This is a genomic window from Microbacterium sp. ANT_H45B (assembly GCF_008369345.1).
GTDB lineage: Bacteria > Actinomycetota > Actinomycetes > Actinomycetales > Microbacteriaceae > Microbacterium.
Genome location: NZ_VOBK01000003.1, coordinates 695,128 through 713,869, shown reverse-complemented (window position 1 = coordinate 713,869; position 18,742 = coordinate 695,128). Strand labels below are relative to the sequence as shown.

Here is an 18,742-nt window from a genome sequence, read left to right as displayed (position 1 = left end):
CCGTGGGGCCCGACTCGTCTGCGCCTACGCTCGTGCGGAGGGGAGCAGATCGGCGAGATGCGCGCGAAGGTGGCTCGCGACATCCACGGCCTCACGGTCGTACAGCCACTGGTACTGCAGGCCGTCCCACATCGCGATCAGCCAGATGGCCTCGTGCTCGGGGTCGCGGTGCGCCGACAGGTCGCCGTCGCGCTGGGCGAGACGGAAGAGCTCGGCGAAGTAGTCGATGGCCCGCTCGAAGCGCTCGGCGAAGTAGTCATGGGCGGGGTGCGCCGACGGCACCGCCTCGCACGACAGCACCGCGTACACCTCGATGAGGCCGGGCTCGTCGAGTGCGCTCACGGTCGCCCCCTCGGGCAGGACCCGCAGCGCGTCGCTCGCTCTCTCGGGCGGTGCGCCGTCGGCGCCGTCCTGGATCGCACGGTCGCGTTCCGCGAGCACCGCCCTCAGCAGCAGCTCTTTGCTCGGGTAGTGGTGCAGCAGCGTGGACTTCGACACCCCGACCGCCTTCGCGATGTCGCTGAGGCTGGTGTCGCCGTACCCGCCGCGGGAGAACAGCCGCATGGCGTCGGCGACGATCTGCGTGCGGCGACGCCGTCCCGACGCGTAGCCGGGTGCACCGGCGGCGTCGCTGTCGACCAGCGGCACCTGCAACGAAGGCAGGGGCCCGGACGGCATCGTGGTCGGCGCCGGCTGATCGGGCTCGCGCCAGCCCGGGGGCAGGGCCCACAGCGACTCCCGTTCCTCGAGCATCCGCACGACGTCGACGCGCGCGGGCAGATACTGCGAGACGAGCTGCAGTCCGTCCCATCCGGCCATGTGCCGGGTGGTCTCCTCCGCCACTGCGCGGTCGGGGTCGATCGTCCCGTGCAGGGCGGCGTCGGACATCACCTCCGTGCTGAGCCCGCGCAGCCTCTCGTAGCGGTCTCGCATCCGCTCGTGTGCGGGATGCTCGGGGGCTGACGCTTCGCCGGTGAGTGCGGCGAAGAGCTCGAGGTAGCCGGGTGTGCCGGCGTTGCGACGCGCGACATCGGCGAAGATCAGTTCGCCGGACTCGGCGGCGGCGGCGAGGAGGTCGAAGGACCTCTCGTTGTCGGATTCGAAACCGGCCACGACCTCGGCCAGCAGGTCGTCCTTCGACGCGAAATGGCCGAGGAGTCCGGGGTGACTGACCGAGGCGGCCGCAGCGATGTCCCGCAGCGAGGTCGAGCGATACCCGTGGGCGACGAAGAGAGTGCGCGCCGCGTCGACGATCCGCTGCCGGGTCGCAGCCGTGCGCGCCTGGCGCGAGCCCGTCATGGCTTCCGTCGTCATCGCCGCCCCCTTCCCTCCATTCTCTCTCATTACCAATCGGTAGACGTTCACTTACCAAGCGGTCGATATTCGTGTATCGTCGTGCTCGAGCCGAGTCGCGGATGACCGGCGAACCCGTGCCCGAAAGGACCCCCCCGTGACAGAGCTGTCATCGGCCGCCACCGCGGCTGCCGCCGGAACAACCGGTGTGAAACTGCCCGGAACCACCCCGCGCAAGACGCCGCGCGGCTACACCCCCGGACTCGCCGCCGTGAACTTCGGCGTGTATCTGGCGCTCCTCACCCCCGTCATGGTGTCGATGGCCTTCAAGATCCAACGCCTCGACCCGGTGAACACCGAGGGCAGCCTCGGACTCGTGATGGGAGTCGGCGCCGCCTTCGCCCTCATCGCGAACCCGCTCGTCGGCCGACTGTCGGATCGCACCACCTCTCGGTGGGGCATGCGGCGACCGTGGATCCTCGGCGGAGCGATCGTGGGTCTCGGCGGCTTCGTGATCATCGGCGCCGCGACGTCGGTGCTCGTCGTCATGCTCGCGTGGTGCCTCGTGCAGGCATCCATGAACGCGGTCCTCGCCGCGGCGAACGCGACCCTGCCCGACCAGGTCCCCGTCTCCAGCCGCGGCAAGGTCTCGGGAATCGTCGGCATCACGACGCCCATCGGCATCCTCGCCGGCAGCTTCATCGTCAACTTCCTCCCCGGTGACTTCGAGCGGTTCGTCGTGCCCGCCGTCATCGCGCTGATCCTCGTCGTCGTCTTCGTACTCACGCTCAAGGACCGCCGCCTCACCGAGAAGCCCGCGACCCCCTTCACGATCGGCACGTTCTTCGGCTCCTTCGTCTTCAACCCCCGCAAGCACCCCGACTTCGGCTGGACCTGGCTGACCAAGTTCTTCGTGATGTTCGGCTACGCCGGCATCGCGACCTTCCTCCCGCTCTACCTGGTGACCAAGTTCGGCCTCGACGAGCAGGGCGCCGTGAGCACGATCCTGATCGCCAATCTCGCCTCGATGGCGGCGATGGCCGTCTCCGCGCCGCTCGGTGGCTTCCTCTCCGACAAGATCGGCAAGCGCCGGCCCTTCGTCGCGGTCGCCGGACTGATCATGGTCGTCGGCCTCGTGATCCTCGCCGTCGCCCCCACGATCGCCGTGGTGATCGTCGCGCAGGCCATCATTGGTCTGGGCGCAGGCTCGTTCCTGTCGGTCGACCTCGCTCTCGCGACCGAGGTGCTTCCCAACCCCGACGACGTGGCCAAGGACCTCGGCGTGCTCAACATCGCCAACGCCCTGCCCCAGTCGATCGCACCCGCGATCGCGCCGAGCATCATCGCGCTCGGGGCCGCCACCCCCCTCGGCGGATACACCACCTGGTACCTGTTCGGCGCGCTCGTCGCGCTGGCCGGCGCCGTGCTCGTGTACCGCATCAAGGGAGTCAAGTGACCATGGCCGCGGCCGATGCGATCACCGCTCGCCCCTGGCTCGACGCGAGTCTCCCGGTCGACGAGCGGGTGCAGCTCCTCCTCGAGGAGATGACGGTCGAGGAGAAGGCGGGCCTCTTCTTCCACACCATGATCGCCATCGGCGATCTCGACGAGACGAACCCCGTCTTCGCGACCCCGAGCGCACGCGAGTTCGTGCACGTCAAGAACATGACCCACTTCAACCTGCTGGGTGCGGCGCCGACCGGCCGGGAGATCGCCGCGTGGCAGAACGCCCTGCAGCGGCTCGCCGCGAGCACCCGGCTCGGGATCCCGGTGACGCTGTCGACGGATCCACGGCACTCGTTCAGCGAGAACCCCGGTGCCTCGATCCTCGCCGGTCCCTTCTCGCAGTGGCCGGAGACACTCGGGCTCGCGGCGACCAGAGACCCCGATCTGGTGCAGAGGTTCGCTGATATCGCTCGACAGGAATATACGACTGTCGGGCTCCGTGTCGCCCTGCACCCGCAGGTGGATCTCGCGACCGAGCCGCGCTGGGCGCGGCAGACCGCGACCTTCGGAGAGGATGCCGAGCTGGCCGGTATTCTCGGGGCGGCATATATCCGAGGCTTCCAGGGCGAGTCCTTCGGACCGGGATCCGTGTCGACCATGACGAAGCATTTCCCGGGTGGGGGACCGCAGAAGGACGGAGAGGATCCGCACTTCCCGTACGGCCGGGAGCAGGTCTATCCGGGTGGTCGGTTCGAGCTGCACCTGAAGCCGTTCGAGGACGCCCTCGCGGCCGGTACGCGGCAGATGATGCCCTACTACGGCATGCCCGTCGGCACCGAGTTCGAGGAGGTCGGATTCGGCTTCAACAGGTCGGTGATCACGGGACTGCTCCGCGAGCGGTTCGGCTTCGACGGACTGGTGTGCACCGACTGGGGGCTGATCAACGACGCGGAGATCTTCGGCCAGCCGTTCCCTGCCAGGGCGTGGGGGGTCGAGGACCTGACGCCGCGGGAGCGGATGCTCAAGGTGATCGACGCGGGCGTCGACCAGTTCGGTGGCGAGGACTGCCCTGAGCTGCTGCTCGAGCTCGTCGCCGACGGCTCGGTGACCGAGGAGCGGCTGGACGTCTCGGCCCGACGGATCCTCCGCGAGAAGTTCGAGCTCGGTCTCTTCGAGGACCCGTTCGTCGATGAGGATGCGGCCGACGAGGTCGTGGGGCGAGCCGAGTTCCGCGCGGCAGGGGAGGCCGCCCAGCGGGCGTCGGTGACAGTGCTCACGAACCGGGGCGCTCTGCCGTTCGCAGCCGGACTGCGTCTGTACGTCGAGGGCATCGAGGCCGACGTCGCGGCTGCCTACGGCGAGGTCGTGGCGAGTCCCGCGGAGGCGGATCTTGCGATCATCCGGCTGCAGGCCCCGTTCGAGCAGCGAGCGACCACGTTCGAGAACTTCTTCCACGCCGGCTCTCTCGAGTTCGCGGAGGAGGTCGTCGCCCACGTGGGCGAGATCGCCGCCGCCGTGCCGACCGTCGTGGACGTGCTCGCGGATCGTCCCCCGATCCTGCAGCCGATCGTCGACGCCGCGGCCGCGGTCACGGTGAACTGGGGGGCGTCCGGCGCCGCGCTTCTCGATGTCCTGACCGGGGTGGTGCCTGCGCGCGGTGCCTTGCCCTTCGACCTCCCGCGCTCGATGTCGGCGGTCGAGCGATCGCGACCCGATGTGCCGTTCGACACCGCCGATCCGCTCTTCCGATTCGGTCACGGTCTCACCCTCTGACGAGCGCTCCGCTCCGTCACCGGCACCGTCCGGCAACATGCGACGACCGCCCCGCAGGTTCCACCTGCGGGGCGGTTTTTCGTGCCGGCGGGGTCTCTCTCTCCCGTGGCGATTCGTCTTCGAGCGTCGCGCCTGAAGGGCAACCTGTGGAGCGGTTCTCGCAAGACGTGTATGAACGTCTCCCAATATGACGCTAGCCGAACATTCACTGGACGATTTCTGGACTTAACCCGAGACTTGCCGCAATACTGTCTGGACATGCGCTCGGTCGACACCTGTCGACGCCTGGGGAGGGCCTTGTGAAGCGGAACATCTGCATCACGGGAGAGGCGAATGGAAATTCTTGAGGGGAAGGCTCTGCGGCGACGCAGGGCCATCGGGGGAGGCATCGCCGGCGTGACCGTCGGCGCCGTGATCCTGGCGAGTGCACTGATACCCACAGCGGCGAATGCCGCTCCTGGCGACGAGTCCGCCTCGAGCTCACGATTCCTGAGCGGGAGCCTCCTGCTCGGGGGAGTGCCGCTCGACGACGTGGTCTCGCTCGGCGGTGTGGAGACGAGCAACAACGGCGTTCCGACGCCCGACACCGACACGGGCTCGCTCGATCTGACGGCGTTGAATGCTCTGAACCTCGAGATCCCGGGTGGCCTCAGCGTGCCGCTCAGCGGTTTCCTCCAGCTCGGCGCCGTGAACCAGTACTCGCAGTCGTCGGATGCGGGCGTCTCCCGCGCCGCGACCGGTGCCGTGAACGACAGCGGTGTCGTCGACACCACAGGCGGCGGCGCGTATCCCGCGAACGCCTCGCTGAACCTCCAGGGTCTGCTCGGCTCCACCGTCACCGCAGCGGTCGCCGACCTCGACATCTCGCTCGAGGCGATCAGCTCCGAGGTGTCCCTCGACGGCACCGGCGTCGTCGCACGCGACTACAACGTCGCCGGCGGAGACCTGCAGCTGACGCTGCCCGCGGTCGGCGGTCTGGCGACGACGCTCACCGGTCCCGGTGGTGTGGCCTCGACGGTCGACTCTGCCGTGGCGACCCTGGCCGGCCCTAACGGGCTGCTCGCCGGGGCGCTGGCAGGTCTGAACCCGGTGCTCGCGCCGATCCTCGGCGGCAGCGGTATCGACATCGCGATCACCACCGATGTCGCCGGCGCGCTCAACACCGTGCTCGACACTCCCGTCGGCGACGGCGTGATCACGGTCAATCTGCGCACGGGTGCCGTCGGGGCAGACCTCGACGCCCTGCTCGCCGACACGACCGGCCACGGCCTCAACGGGCTCGGAGTCAACGAGGAGGTGCTCTCGACCGCGGTGCTGAACAACCTCATCACCCGCGTGGGCAACGTCCTCGAGACGGTTCCCACGCTCGTCCAGACCGCGCTCACCTCGACGCTCAACGCCGCGACACTGAACGTGAACGTCGCCGCCTGCGTCGTCGGCACGGGCCCGACCTGCACGGTGCCCGTCGTCGACGTCGGCACCGGCCTGCAGGTCTCAGTGGTCAACCAGACGCTGGGCAGCGTCGTCGCGGGCACCGCGTCGGCGACCGTGGCGCTCAAGGTCGCAGGCGCGCAGGTCGCCGTCCCCGTCGGAACGCTCCTCGGTGCGCTGACCGGGCCGCTCAACACCACCCTGTTCGGACCGACCGGCGTGATCGCGACGGTGATCCCGACGGTGACCACCGCCGTGACCTCGATCGTCACGGCGCTCGACCCGGTGGTCGGGCTCCTGAACGGCGTGGTCTCACTGCGCGGCAACGTGCAGCCGGACAACGGTCCGATCTACAGCCAGGAGGCGTTCGTCCTCACCGTGGGTGATGTGCTCGGAACCGGCGGAGTCGGAACCATCGTCCTCGCACACGCGCAGGCGGGGCCCAACGCCCTCGCGGCAGTCGTCCCGACGGTCGACGCGGCGCCCACCGTGCAGGCGGGCACCGCCCTTCCCGTGACCGGCTCCGGCTGGCCCGCGAACACCGACGTGGCCGTGACGGTCACCGCCCCGGGCGGCGGCGCGGTCGCAGGTCCGGTCACGCTGACGACCGACGGAGCGGGGGGCTTCACAGGATCCGTCCCCATCCCCGTGGGGACGACCCCCGGTGCCGGCTTCACCGTCACCGCCACGGACGGCACGAGCACCGCTACCGACACGACCGAGGTCACCGCAGCGGCGGCGATCGACGCGGCACCCGCTGTGCAGGCAGGCACCGACCTTCTCGTCTCCGGAACGAACTGGCCCGCGAACACGCAGGTCTCGGTGCAGCTCACGGCCCCAGGCGGGGGCGCGAACATCGGCGGTCCCGAACCCGTCACCACCGACGGCTCCGGCTCGTTCACGCTCGACTACCCCGTACCCGCAGGAACTCCTGCGGCGGCCGGCTACACGGTCACGGCCACCGTCGGCACTCTGACGGCGACGGACACGACCGAGGTGACGGATGCTCCGGTCGCGGCGATCGATGCCGCGGCGACGGTGCAGGCCGGAACGAACCTCGCGGTCTCGGGAACGACCTGGCCCGCGAACACCCTGGTGTCGGTGCAGCTGACCGCTCCCGGTGGCGGCGCGAACGTCGGCGGTCCTGAGACGGCGACCACGAACGGCGCCGGCGAGTTCACACTGGACTACCCCGTGCCCGCTTCGGCGGTTCCCGGCACCGCGTACACGGTCACGGCGACCGCGGGTGCGGTCACGGCGATCGACACGACGGAGGTCACGGCCGCCGCGGCAGTGGACGCCGCGGACACCGTGCAGGCAGGAACCAGCCTTCCCCTCACAGGCACCGGCTGGCCGGCGAACACCGACGTCACGGTGCAGCTGACCGCACCGGGCGGCGGCAACGTCGGCGGCCCGGAGACGGTGACGACGGACGGAACCGGCGGCTTCACGCTGGACTACCCGGTCCCCGGTGGGGCAGTCCCCGGCACGGGATACACGGTCACGGCGACCGTGGGCACCCAGACGGCGACTGACACGACCGAGGTGACGGCCGCGGCTGCGGTCGACGCCGCCGACACGGTGCAGGCGGGCGCGAGCCTTCCGATCACCGGAACCGGCTGGCCGGCGAACACCGATGTGACGGTGCAGCTGACCGCCCCCGGCGGAGGCGCGAACGTCGGCGGTCCGCTGGTGGTGACCACCGACGGCTCGGGAGGCTTCACGGCGGACTATCCGGTTCCCGCGAACACCGCGCCCGCCACGGGCTACACCGTGACGGCCACCGTCGGCGGTCAGACCGCGACCGACACGACCGAGGTCACGGCCGCGGCGACGGTCGACGCGGCGGCGACCGTCGAGGCGGGAACGAACCTCGCGGTCTCCGGTACCAACTGGCCGGCGAACACCGATGTCACGGTGCAGCTGACCGCGCCGGGTGGCGCGCTGATCGGCACCCCGCAGGTGGTGACGACGGGTGGGCTCGGCGGCTTCGCGCTGCAGTACCCGGTTCCTGCCGGCACTCCCGCAGGCACGGGCTACACCGTGACGGCGAGCGTGGGTGCGCAGACGGCGACCGACACGACCGAGGTCACGGCGGCTCCTGTCGTCGTGGATGCGGCCGCATCGGTTCCCGCGGGCACGAACCTCGCCGTGACCGGTACGGGGTGGCCCGTGAACTCCTCGGTGTCGCTGCAGCTCACGGCACCGGGCGGTGGCGCGGACGTCGGTGGTCCGGTGATCGCGACGACCGACGGATTCGGGGCGTTCACGGTGAACTACCCCGTTCCCGCCGACACGGTTCCGGGCACGGGCTACACGATCACGGCCACGTCGGGTGCGTTCAGCGCCACGGACACCACCGAGGTGACCGCGGGTGACCCGGGCGACGTCAACACGAACGCGGCGGCCTCGGCATCCGCATCGGCTGACGCGACCGCAGACGGCGACCCGTCGGCGCAGGCGGCGGCAGAGGCTGCCGCTCTCGCCGATGCGACGTCGGATGCCTCCGCGGCGGCGACGATCGACGCGACGTCTGCGGCCCAGGCCGCGGCGACGACGGACGCCTCGACCACCGCATCCACCGACGTCACCTCCACGGCCAACGCTTCGGCGGCGGTCGCGGCGCAGGCGGCGGCTCAGGCGGATGCGTCGGACGACGTGAATGCGGATGCCTCCACGGCGGCGGATGCGAACTCGGCGGCGTCGTCGGAGTCGGCGGCGACGGCGGATTCGTCGACCAACGCCTCTTCCGAGGCCTCGGCCAACACCAACGCGGCGGCCTCGGCATCCGCATCGGCCGACGCGACCGCAGACGGCGACCCGTCGGCGCAGGCGGCGGCGGAGTCTGCGGCGTTCTCGGATGCGACAGCGGTCGCCTCTGCGGCGGCGGATGCCAGTGCGGAGTCGGCGGCAGAGGCCGCGGCACTCACGGCGGCCTCGACGGATGCGTCGACGACCTCCACCTCCACGGCCAACGCTTCGGCGGCGGTCGCGGCGCAGGCGGCGGCGCAGGCGGACGCGTCGGACGACGTGAACGCGGATGCCTCCACGGCGGCGGATGCGAACTCGGCGGCATCGTCGGAGTCGGCGGCGACGGCGGATTCGTCGACCAACGCCTCTTCCGAGGCCTCGGCCAACACCAACGCGGCGGCCTCGGCATCCGCGTCGGCGAACGCCGACGCCTCGACCGATGCGATCGCAGAGTCGGCGGCCCAGGCTGCGGCCTTCGCGGACGCCACGGCCGAGGGTTCGGCAGCGGCCGACCCGGCAGCGCAGGCCGCGGCGGAGTCGGCGGCGACGGCGACGGCGTCGACGGCTGCCACCGCGGACGCCACCTCCGAGGCGAACGCCGGTGCGGCGATCGCGGCGCAGGCGGCGGCGCTGGCGGATGCGTCGACGGACACCGCGGCTGAGGCCTCGGCGGCGTCGGACGCGAGCACGAGTGCGGCATCGAACGCGAGCGCGGCGGCGATCGCCGACGCGTCGACCGACGCCTCCTCGGATGCGGTCGCCTCGGCGGACGCCTCTGCGGCGGCCGACCCGTCTGCCGAGGTCAACACCAACGCCTCGGCATCCGCATCGGCATCGGCGCAGGCCGACGACGACAGCAACGCCTCGGTGGAGGCGGCGGCGGTCGCTGCGGCACTCGCCGACGCGACCAGCACCGCCTCGGCGGCGGCCGACGTGACGGCAGACGCCTCGGCGGCCGCCGCAGCGACGGACGATGCATCGACCGATGCCTCGACCACGGCCACCACGGATGCGAACGCCTCGTCGGCGGCCGCAGCCCAGGCGGCGGCGCAGACCGATGCGACCTCGACGAGCGCGGCGAACGCCTCGGCTTCGGCCGATGCCGACCCGAACGCGTCGGCGGCCGCAGCGGCCAACGCCTCGTCGTCCGCGACGGCCTCCGCCTCCGCGGCGGCCGATGCGTCCGCGACGGCCACGGCATCCGCTTCTGCGGACGCCACGGCAGCGGCGTCCGCCTCGGCGGATGCGGCAGCGGATCCGACCGGACGGATCGCCATCACGATCAAGGTCCCGGTGCTGGAGCGCGGAGCGCTGCAGACCGCGGTGGGCACCGGGTTCCAGCCCGGCGAGACCGTCACCGGTGTGATGACGTCCGACCCGATCGCACTGGGGACCCAGGTCGCCGATGCGCAGGGCACGGTCACCTTCACCTGGAAGGTCCCGTCCTCGACGGACCTCGGGACGCACGTCGTGACCCTGACCGGAGCGAGCTCCGGCAGCGTCTCGGCCGACTTCCGGGTCGTCGCCTCGGGCCTGGCCACCACGGGTGGCGAGATCCAGGGCGGATGGATCGCACTGGCGGCGCTGCTGCTGATGCTCGGCCTGGGGGCGACGCGCATCGCGCGCTCGCGCAGGCCGATGGTCCAGACGGAGTAGATCGCAGCGCGGAGCACGGAGAGGTCGGGGTCGTCGGAGCGACGACCCCGACCCTCGGTGACGAGAGAGATGTGGATGGCACGATGTCGGGTATCTCATCGATGGAACACGAGGCGGCGGATCGGATCGACCAGGTCGCCGCGCGACCGCGGCCGACCTGGTGGGTCAAGCTCATAGCCTTCGCGGCCTGTCTGCTGACACTGTGGCACGTGGGAGCGTCGTTCCTGTGGATCGCGCCGTACTCGGCGCTGCGGGAGATCCCGACGCAGCAGGTGCTGTCCGGGTACATGCTGCCGATGTTCGGTCAGTCGTGGAGCGTCTTCGCCCCCGAGCCGATCAACGGCGACTACCACTTCAACGTCCGAGCCGTCATCGAGAAGGACGGCGAGCAGGTCGAGACCGGCTGGGTGAGTGCGACCGACGTCGAGCTCTCGATGATCCGGTACAACCTCTTCCCGCCCCGCGCCGGCATCCAGTCGAGCGAGGTCGCCAGCGGTCAGATGAACGCCTTCAACAAGCTGAATGCCGATCAGAAGGCCGTCGTCGCGCTCGACTTCGCCGAGGGTGACGGGGAGGAGTGGATGGTCCGTTCCTTCGACGAGCTCGAGGGCGACAACCCGTCGACCGAGGCGTACATGGCCGAGGAACACCTCTCCACCGCCTACGCCACCCAGGTCGCCTACGCGATCTGGGGCGCGGATGCCGTGATCAAGGTGCAGTACCGGGTGAGCCGCCAGAACGTCGTCCCGTACGCGGATCGCAACGACCCGGGCGCCCAGCGACCGGATCCGACGTTCTCGACCACCGGGTGGCGACTCCCTATAGAAGAGGAAGGGCAAAGCCGCGAGAACTTCGCGAACACCTTCCGCAGCCAGTTCGAGAGGACCCAGCCGTGAGCGCACCGACCAGGACCGCGTCCTCCACGGCGAAGACGAAGAAGAAGGCGCCGGCGACGAAGGGGGCGGCATCGACGCGGGCCACGATCACCGCGCCCGCGACCGCGCCCGTCGCTCCCGCCCCCGCCCCGACGGCTCCCGAGCCGACGGCCCCGTCGCCGTCCGGCGCTCCGGACGGAACGCCGCCCCGGTCCTTCCTCACCCGCCTGCTGAGCTTCGCCTCGTCGATGATCGCCGGACTCTGGGCGATGGTGCTCTCGGCCATCGATCGCATCTCGGCCTTCATCGGCGACTGGCTCTTCTCCGGCAAGAAGGCCCTGTACGGGCTCGCCGTCACCCGCATCCTGTTCGGCGTCACCGCGCTCGGCCTGCTCGCCGCGAACTTCGGCACGCGTCTCTACACGTTCGGATCGGGATCGGCCTGGAACGGCGAGCTCGCCGACCCCGTGAGCGAGTTCCCGAAGATCTGGGTGTTCAGCGCGTTCCACGCGGCGATGGGCAACGACGTCCTCTATACCGCGCTGTATCTGCTGCTCGGCGTGCTCGCGGTGCTGTTCGTGCTGGGCTGGCGGTTCCGCATCGTGCTGCCGGTCTTCTTCTGCCTGTGGATCGGCTTCGTCGAGGCCAACGACATGGTCGGCGACCAGGGCGACAACATGTTCCGCATCGCGCTGCTGCTGCTGTTCTTCGCCGATCCCGCCGCGCGGTGGTCGCTGGATGCGAAGCGCCGGGCGAAGAGCGGCGAGTGGTTCAGGCCGAACAGTCAGCCGGCGCTGCTGGGCACGGTGTTCCACAACCTCGCCCTCGTCGCCCTCACCGCGCAGGTGTGCTTCGTGTACGCCTCGGGCGCGCTGTACAAGGCGGGCGGCGCTCCGTGGGAAGAGGGGTACGCGGTCTACAACCCGCTGCAGACCGCGCGGTTCGGCACCTGGCCGGTGCTCAGCGACCTCGTGACGTCCTGGGGACCGATGGTCGTCGCGGCGACCTGGGGGTCGATCATCCTGCAGGTGGCCTTCCCGCTCATGCTGCTGACCCGACCGACGCGTCTGATCGGGCTCGTCGGCATCCTCTCCTTCCACGTCGGCATCGGCGTGCTCATGGGGCTGCCGTGGTTCTCGCTGACGATGATCGCGATCGACTCGATCTTCATCCGCGACCGCACTTGGGCGCGCCTGAGCTCGGGCACCCGGCGGAGATGGGAGCAGACGAGGACCTCGCCTCCACCCGGAGCATCTGTGGGCTGACCACAATCGTGTCGGTCCACAGGATCGGTACGGCTTGGAGGATGGGTACAGGCGACTTCTTCGGATGTTGTCGCAGACCTACCATGGAGGCACCCCTACTTCCCTCTGAGAGGAACGCTCATGGTCGACGCCGCCGTCCGTCCGAAGACGACCCGCCCTCATTCCCGCACCAGCGACGCGAATCTGCGGATCGACGTCGCCCGTGTCACCGATCTGCTGATGGGCACCTGGGCGGACACCCGCCGCGAGGCGCGAGAGATGATCAAGGACTCGGCGTTCTGGCGCGACGACGCACTGGGCAAGGACGAGCACCGCGAGCGTGTGCTCGGTCAGCTGCACCTTCTGGTGGAGAAGAAGGCCGTGCACCGCGCGTTCCCCAAGGCGCTGGGCGGCGAGGAGAACAACGGCGGCAACATCGCGGGCTTCGAGGAGCTCGTCGTCGCCGACCCCAGCCTGCAGATCAAGTCGGGCGTGCAGTGGGGGCTCTTCGGTTCGGCCATCCTGCAGCTCGGCACGGCCGATCACCACGCGAAGTGGCTGCCCGGTGTCATGGATCTCTCGATCCCTGGCGCGTTCGCGATGACCGAGATCGGCCACGGATCCGATGTCGCCGCGGTGGGGACGACCGCGACGTACGACCCCGCGACCGAGGAGTTCGTGATCAACACCCCCTTCCGAGGTGCCACGAAGGAGTACCTCGGCAACGCGGCGCTGCACGGCATCGCCGCGACCGTGTTCGCGCAGCTGATCACGAACGGCGTCAACCACGGCGTGCACTGCTTCTACGTGCCGCTTCGCGGTGACGACGGCAACGACCTCCCCGGCATCGGGCGCGAGGACGACGGCCTCAAGGGCGGCCTCAACGGCATCGACAACGGACGCCTGAGCTTCGACCACATCCGCATCCCCCGCACGAACCTGCTGAACAAGTACGGTGACGTGGCTGCCGACGGCACGTACTCGAGCGCGATCGACAGTCCAGGTCGCCGCTTCTTCACGATGCTGGGCACGCTGGTGCAGGGACGGGTGTCGCTGGACGGTGCGGCCTGCTGGGCCTCTGCTCTCGGACTGGACATCGCGATCACCTACGCCACCCAGCGTCGTCAGTTCGACGGCGCCGACGGGCAGGAGGTCGTGCTGCTCGACTACGGCAAGCACCAGCGCCGCCTGTTCCCGCGTCTGGCGACGACCTACGCGCAGATCTTCGCGCACGACGAGTTCCTGCAGAAGTTCGACGGCGTGTTCTCGGGCCGCATCGACACCCCCGAGGACCGCGAGGATCTCGAGACGCTCGCCGCAGCCCTCAAGCCGCTGTCGACCTGGCATGCCCTCGACACGCTGCAGGAGGCGCGCGAGGCCTGCGGCGGTGCCGGCTTCATGTTCGAGAACCGCCTCGTCGGACTCCGCGCCGACCTCGACATCTACGTGACGTTCGAGGGTGACAACAACGTGCTCCTGCAGCTGGTCGGCAAGCGTCTGCTGACCGACTACGCCCGGCAGTTCACCGGCAAGGATGCCGCTGCCCTGGCCAAGTTCGCCGTCGGGATGACCGCGGGCAAGCTGTTCCACGGCGCCGGTCTCCGCCAGTTCGGGCAGTCGGTCGTCGACCTCGGGCAGGTCTCGCGGTCGGTCGAGAACGGGCTGCGCGAGGAGCAGCAGCATCAGCTGCTCGCTGAGCGCGTGCAGCAGATGGTGGCCGACATCGCCGGCCGGCTGCGCCCTGCGGGCAAGGACAAGGCGCTGGGTGAGCGGCTGTTCAACGAGAACCAGGCCGAGCTGATCGAGGCGGCGCGGGCCCACGGGGAGCTGCTGCAGTGGGAGGCGTTCACCGACGCCCTGCGGCGCATCGAGGATGCCGACACCAAGAAGGTGCTCACCTGGCTGCGCGATCTGTTCGGGCTGCAGCTCATCGAGAAGCACCTCGCCTGGCACCTCATCAACGGTCGGCTGTCGACGCAGCGTGCCGCCGCGGTCTCCCGCTACATCGACCGCCTGTGCACGCGCCTGCGTCCGCACGCTCTCGACCTCGTCGACGCGTTCGGCTACGAGCCGGAGCACGTGCGCGCACCGATCGCCTCGGGTGCCGAGCGCCGGCGCCAGGACGAGGCGCGTGAGTACTACGCCGCGCTCGCGGCATCCGGCGAGGCTCCGGTGCTGGAGAAGACGCTGAAGAAGAACGCCAGGCGCTGACCTCGGGCCAGGAGCGCGTTCACAATTCAGCAGGAACGGCCCCGCACCTCGTGTGCGGGGTCGTTCCTGCATCCGGGGCTGATGTTCGTGCGGAATCGCGCACGGGAGTCCCTCCGGAGCCGTAGCACCACGGTACCGATACCCACGTCGGGATCGACACAGGTTCGGCCCGTAAGGTCGACGGGTTCTACCCGAATCCACCCGAGGAGCCCATGATGACCCGTGTCCACGCTTACGCCGCACCCAGCGAAGCCGCACCGCTCGAGAAGACCGTCATCGAGAGGAGGGAGCTCGGTGCCCACGACATCCTGATCGACATCGCCTTCGCCGGCATCTGCCACTCCGACATCCATACGGTCCGCGGCGACTGGGGTCCGCAGAGCTATCCGCTCGCACCTGGTCACGAGATCGCGGGAACCGTCGCCGCTGTCGGCTCCGACGTGACCAGGCACTCCGTCGGCGACCGCGTCGGCGTGGGATGCCTCGTCAACTCCTGCGGCGAGTGCCGCAACTGCGAGCGCGGCGACGAGCAGTTCTGCTCCCGCGGCGCCGTCTTCACCTACGGCAGCACCGATCGTGACGGCTCGATCACGCAGGGCGGCTACTCGGAGCAGGTCGTCGTGACCGAGTCGTTCGCCGTCCGCATCCCCGACGCTCTCGCGCTCGATGTCGCCGCTCCGCTGCTCTGCGCGGGCATCACGACCTACTCCCCGCTTCGTCACTGGAACGTCGGACCCGGCTCGCGCGTCGCCGTCGTGGGTCTCGGCGGTCTCGGCCACATGGCCGTGCAGATCGCCCATGCCCTGGGCGCCGAGGTGACGGTGCTGTCGCAGACCCTGAACAAGAAGGATGACGGACTGCGCCTCGGCGCCGACCACTACTACGCGACGAGCGACCCCGAGACCTTCGCGTCGCTGGGCGGCTCGTTCGACGTGATCCTCAACACCGTGAGCGCGGTCGTCGACCTGCGCGCCTACCTCGGGCTGCTCGATGTGGGCGGCTCGATGGTCTGCGTGGGGGCGCCCGCCGAACCTCTGCCCGTGCAGGTGATGTCGCTGATCGGCGGTCGCCGTTCGCTCGCCGGCTCCAACATCGGCGGCATCCGCGAGACGCAGGAGATGCTCGACTTCTGTGCCGAGCACGGCATCGCCTCGGAGATCGAGGTCATCACCGCCGCGCAGATCAACGAGGCGTACGACCGCGTGCTCGCCTCCGACGTGCGCTACCGCTTCGTGATCGACGCCTCGACGTTCGCGGACTGACCGCAGCGCCTTCCCGTTGGCCCCCGCTCGGTGAGCGGGGGCCATCTCTGTGTGAGGCGGTGGGTCTGTGTAGCGGCCGGGCCTGTGTGGCGGGCCTGTGTGTGGCGACTGGGGGGTGTGTCGGCGGGTCTGCAGGCGGCGGCGATCTGTGTATGGCCGCCGGGCTTGTGTGCGGCGCCGGATCTGCGTATGGCCGGTGCGGCCTGGGTGCGAAGCCGGTAGCTTCCAGTTCGGTGTCGCGACCGTGCGCCGTTCTATGCGCGGCGGCCGGCCGAGCCTCCGGTTCGCTGTCGCGACCGTGCGCTGTTCCGAGAGATCGAAATACTGCTTCTGACCGGGGGTATTCGGTCGCCCTTCCGGGCTGCGGATGTCGGTGGCCCCGAGTTGACTGAGCTCATGACCAGCACCGCAGAGCTCCTGGACCGGGTCCTCGCCGACCTCGACACGGTGCTGTCTGACGACGGGCTGGCAGCGCTGAGCGATCCGCAGAGAGTCACGGTTCTGCAGGTAGCGGGAGCGGTGTTCCGTCGGGCGGAGGCGGTGGTCGTCGAGACGATCGCCTCGGGTGACCTGGGCGACCTTCCGCACGCGGCGGGGTGCCGTGGGATGAACGAACTGCTGCAGCGCACCCTGCGCATCGATGCGCGAGCAGCGGTCCGCGTCGACAGGGTCGTCGAACGAGTGCGCAGGCCGCTGAGTCTGGCGGGGGAGAGGATGCCCGCGCGCTGGCCGGAGCTGCGCTCGGCGCTGCTCGACGGTGCGATCGGAGTGACCGGCTTCCTCGCGGCGTCGGGGCCGATCGAGCACGTGTGGGATCGCCTCACGATCGATCAGCGCCTCGCGACGGACATCGCCCTGGCGGGTGCCGCGCGCGGATACGGTCTCGATTCCACCGATGATGACGACCTCCCTCCCGACCCCGCCGATGACGAGAGCCGGCGCTTCGACGACGGCTCCGACGCCACAGGTCCGGCGCCGACCGCGCAGGATCTGTCCTATCTGGCGCAGGATCTGGCGTCGATGTTCGATCCCGACGGTGAAGAGCCCAAGGACGACGAAGCGTGCCGACGGCGGGGCATCACGTTGGGTCGTCTGCACGACGGAATGCACGCGATCCGCGGCTACCTGACACCGGATGCCGGGGCACAGCTGCAGCTCATCCTCGATGCGATCCTCAATCCGAAAGTCGACGGCGCACCTCTGCCCGGCGTCCGCTTCACGGCCGACGAGAGCCCGGCGGGTGCGGGCGACGACGATCCCTTCAACTCCGACCCAAGGGCGGTGCTCGACGACCGCACCGCTGCACAGAAGCGGCACGATGCGCTCGCGGCCGCTCTCGGCATCGCGGCCCGGCACAGAGACATGCCCACTCTCGGTGGGGCTTCTCCGGTTCTGGTCGTCATGGTCGAGGCGAACGACCTCGCTGCGCACGCCGCTGTTGTCGCCGCCCATGCCGCCGGTGTCGCCCCTCATGCGCCGGATGTCGTCCCGGTCGGCACCAGCGGTCGTGCCGAGGGCGCCGGGAACGGTGGATGGGCAACGATTCCGGGATCCGGTGCGCACCTCCCCGTGTCCGTCGCGGCGCAGGCAGGGTGCCACGGCGCGATTCAGCGCGTCCTGATGGACGAGGGGCGGGTCGTCGCGATCACGACCACGGACCGGGTCTTCACCGTGCACCAACGGCGGGCGATCATCGCCCGCGACAAGGAGTGCCTGATTCCCGGATGTCATGTGCCCGCATCGTGGTGCGAGATCCATCACGTCACCGAGCATGCGAAAGGCGGTGCGACGCATACGGACAACGGTGTGCCGTTGTGCTGGTGGCATCACCGGTCCCTCGGCACCTCCGGGTGGGAGATCCGGATGCATGACGGCGTCCCGCAGGTGCGGGGGCCGGAATGGTGGGATCCCGACCAACGATGGCGCACCCCGAGACTCAGCGCGCAGGCAGCACTCCGCGTCCGGCGACGAGTCGGTAGATCGCAGCGGGACAGTGCGCCGGAACCGGACGGTGCTCTGGGACGGGTCAGTGCTTTGGAGCGGGTCAGTACTTTGGAGCGGGTCGGTGCGCCGGAGCGGGACGATGCGCCGGAGGATGCGGGCAGGCCAGAGCGTGCCCGCGACATGTCCGCCGTCGCCGATAGCGTGAGCGCATGACCTCCCTGATCACCGCACCCGATGGCCGCGCTCGCTGTGCCTGGGTGGGAGACGACCCCGAGTACGTCCGCTACCACGACGAAGAGTGGGGAACGCCGCTGCACGGCGACCGCCCGCTGTTCGAGAAGATGTCGCTCGAGGGGTTCCAGGCGGGCCTCTCGTGGATCACCATCCTGCGCAAGCGTCCTCGCTTCCGCCAGGTCTTCGCCGGCTTCGACGTCGATACGGTGGCGGAGTTCGACGACTCCGATGTCGAGCGGCTCATGGGCGATGCCGGCATCATCCGCAACCGGGCCAAGGTGCTGGCGACCATCGGCAATGCCCAGATCGTGCGCACCATGGCCGAAGGAGAACTCGACCGACTCATGTGGTCGTTCGCGCCGCACCCCTCGGGCGCCCGGCCGAAGACCCTGTCGGACGTTCCCCCCGTCACTCCCGAATCCACCGCCATGAGCAAGGAGCTGCGTCGCCGCGGCTTCCGCTTCGTCGGACCCACCACCATGTACGCCCTCATGCAGTCGAGCGGAATGGTCGACGACCATGTGGAGGGATGCTGGCGGGCATGACCGGGGCGTGACGCGCGGGCATGATCGGGGCGTGACGCGCGGTCATGATCAGCGCTCGGCGCATGCCGCTCGCGCGA

Annotated in this window: 10 protein-coding genes; 9 read left to right on the top strand and 1 reads right to left on the bottom strand. The window is 69.9% G+C overall.

Features of this window, described 5'->3' with window-relative positions; genetic code table 11:
* Positions 1-24 precede the first annotated feature (24 nt).
* On the bottom strand, positions 25-1,314 hold the full coding sequence (locus FQ142_RS15400; RefSeq protein ID WP_262492169.1) for a TetR/AcrR family transcriptional regulator: 1,290 nt from the start codon (positions 1,312-1,314) through the stop codon (positions 25-27).
* 136 nt (positions 1,315-1,450) lie between these two features.
* Between FQ142_RS15400 and FQ142_RS15395 the strand changes: the two genes are divergently transcribed.
* The 9 genes from FQ142_RS15395 (at position 1,451) to FQ142_RS15355 (ending at position 18,665) form a co-directional block, all read left to right on the top strand.
* Entirely contained in the window at positions 1,451-2,749 is a 1,299-nt protein-coding gene (locus FQ142_RS15395) for an MFS transporter (RefSeq protein WP_149423994.1), read from the top strand.
* A 2-nt stretch (positions 2,750-2,751) separates the two neighbouring features.
* Positions 2,752-4,512, top strand: coding sequence for a glycoside hydrolase family 3 protein (locus FQ142_RS15390; RefSeq protein ID WP_188042452.1), 1,761 nt, complete (start codon positions 2,752-2,754; stop codon positions 4,510-4,512).
* Positions 4,513-4,845: 333 nt separating this feature from the next.
* A complete protein-coding gene (locus tag FQ142_RS15385; RefSeq protein WP_149423992.1) occupies positions 4,846-10,350 on the top strand; it encodes a choice-of-anchor G family protein in 5,505 nt (1,834 codons plus the stop codon).
* An 83-nt stretch (positions 10,351-10,433) separates the two neighbouring features.
* Positions 10,434-11,246 carry a DUF5819 family protein gene (locus FQ142_RS15380; protein WP_149423991.1) on the top strand — a complete coding sequence of 271 codons (813 nt, stop codon included), beginning with the start codon at positions 10,434-10,436 and terminating at the stop codon, positions 11,244-11,246.
* Entirely contained in the window at positions 11,243-12,490 is a 1,248-nt protein-coding gene (locus FQ142_RS15375) for an HTTM domain-containing protein (protein ID WP_149423990.1), read from the top strand. The genes FQ142_RS15380 and FQ142_RS15375 overlap by 4 nt, the downstream gene beginning before the upstream one ends.
* A gap of 120 nt (positions 12,491-12,610) precedes the next feature.
* Positions 12,611-14,680 carry an acyl-CoA dehydrogenase gene (locus FQ142_RS15370; RefSeq protein WP_149423989.1) on the top strand — a complete coding sequence of 690 codons (2,070 nt, stop codon included), beginning with the start codon at positions 12,611-12,613 and terminating at the stop codon, positions 14,678-14,680.
* A 215-nt stretch (positions 14,681-14,895) separates the two neighbouring features.
* Complete coding sequence (locus FQ142_RS15365; protein WP_045255011.1) at positions 14,896-15,942, top strand: NAD(P)-dependent alcohol dehydrogenase; 1,047 nt, start codon at positions 14,896-14,898, stop codon at positions 15,940-15,942.
* Between the two features lie 396 nt (positions 15,943-16,338).
* Positions 16,339-18,099, top strand: coding sequence for an HNH endonuclease signature motif containing protein (locus FQ142_RS15360; protein ID WP_149423988.1), 1,761 nt, complete (start codon positions 16,339-16,341; stop codon positions 18,097-18,099).
* Positions 18,096-18,665, top strand: coding sequence for a DNA-3-methyladenine glycosylase I (locus tag FQ142_RS15355; RefSeq protein ID WP_149423987.1), 570 nt, complete (start codon positions 18,096-18,098; stop codon positions 18,663-18,665). The genes FQ142_RS15360 and FQ142_RS15355 overlap by 4 nt, the downstream gene beginning before the upstream one ends.
* The last annotated feature ends 77 nt before the right edge of the window (positions 18,666-18,742 follow it).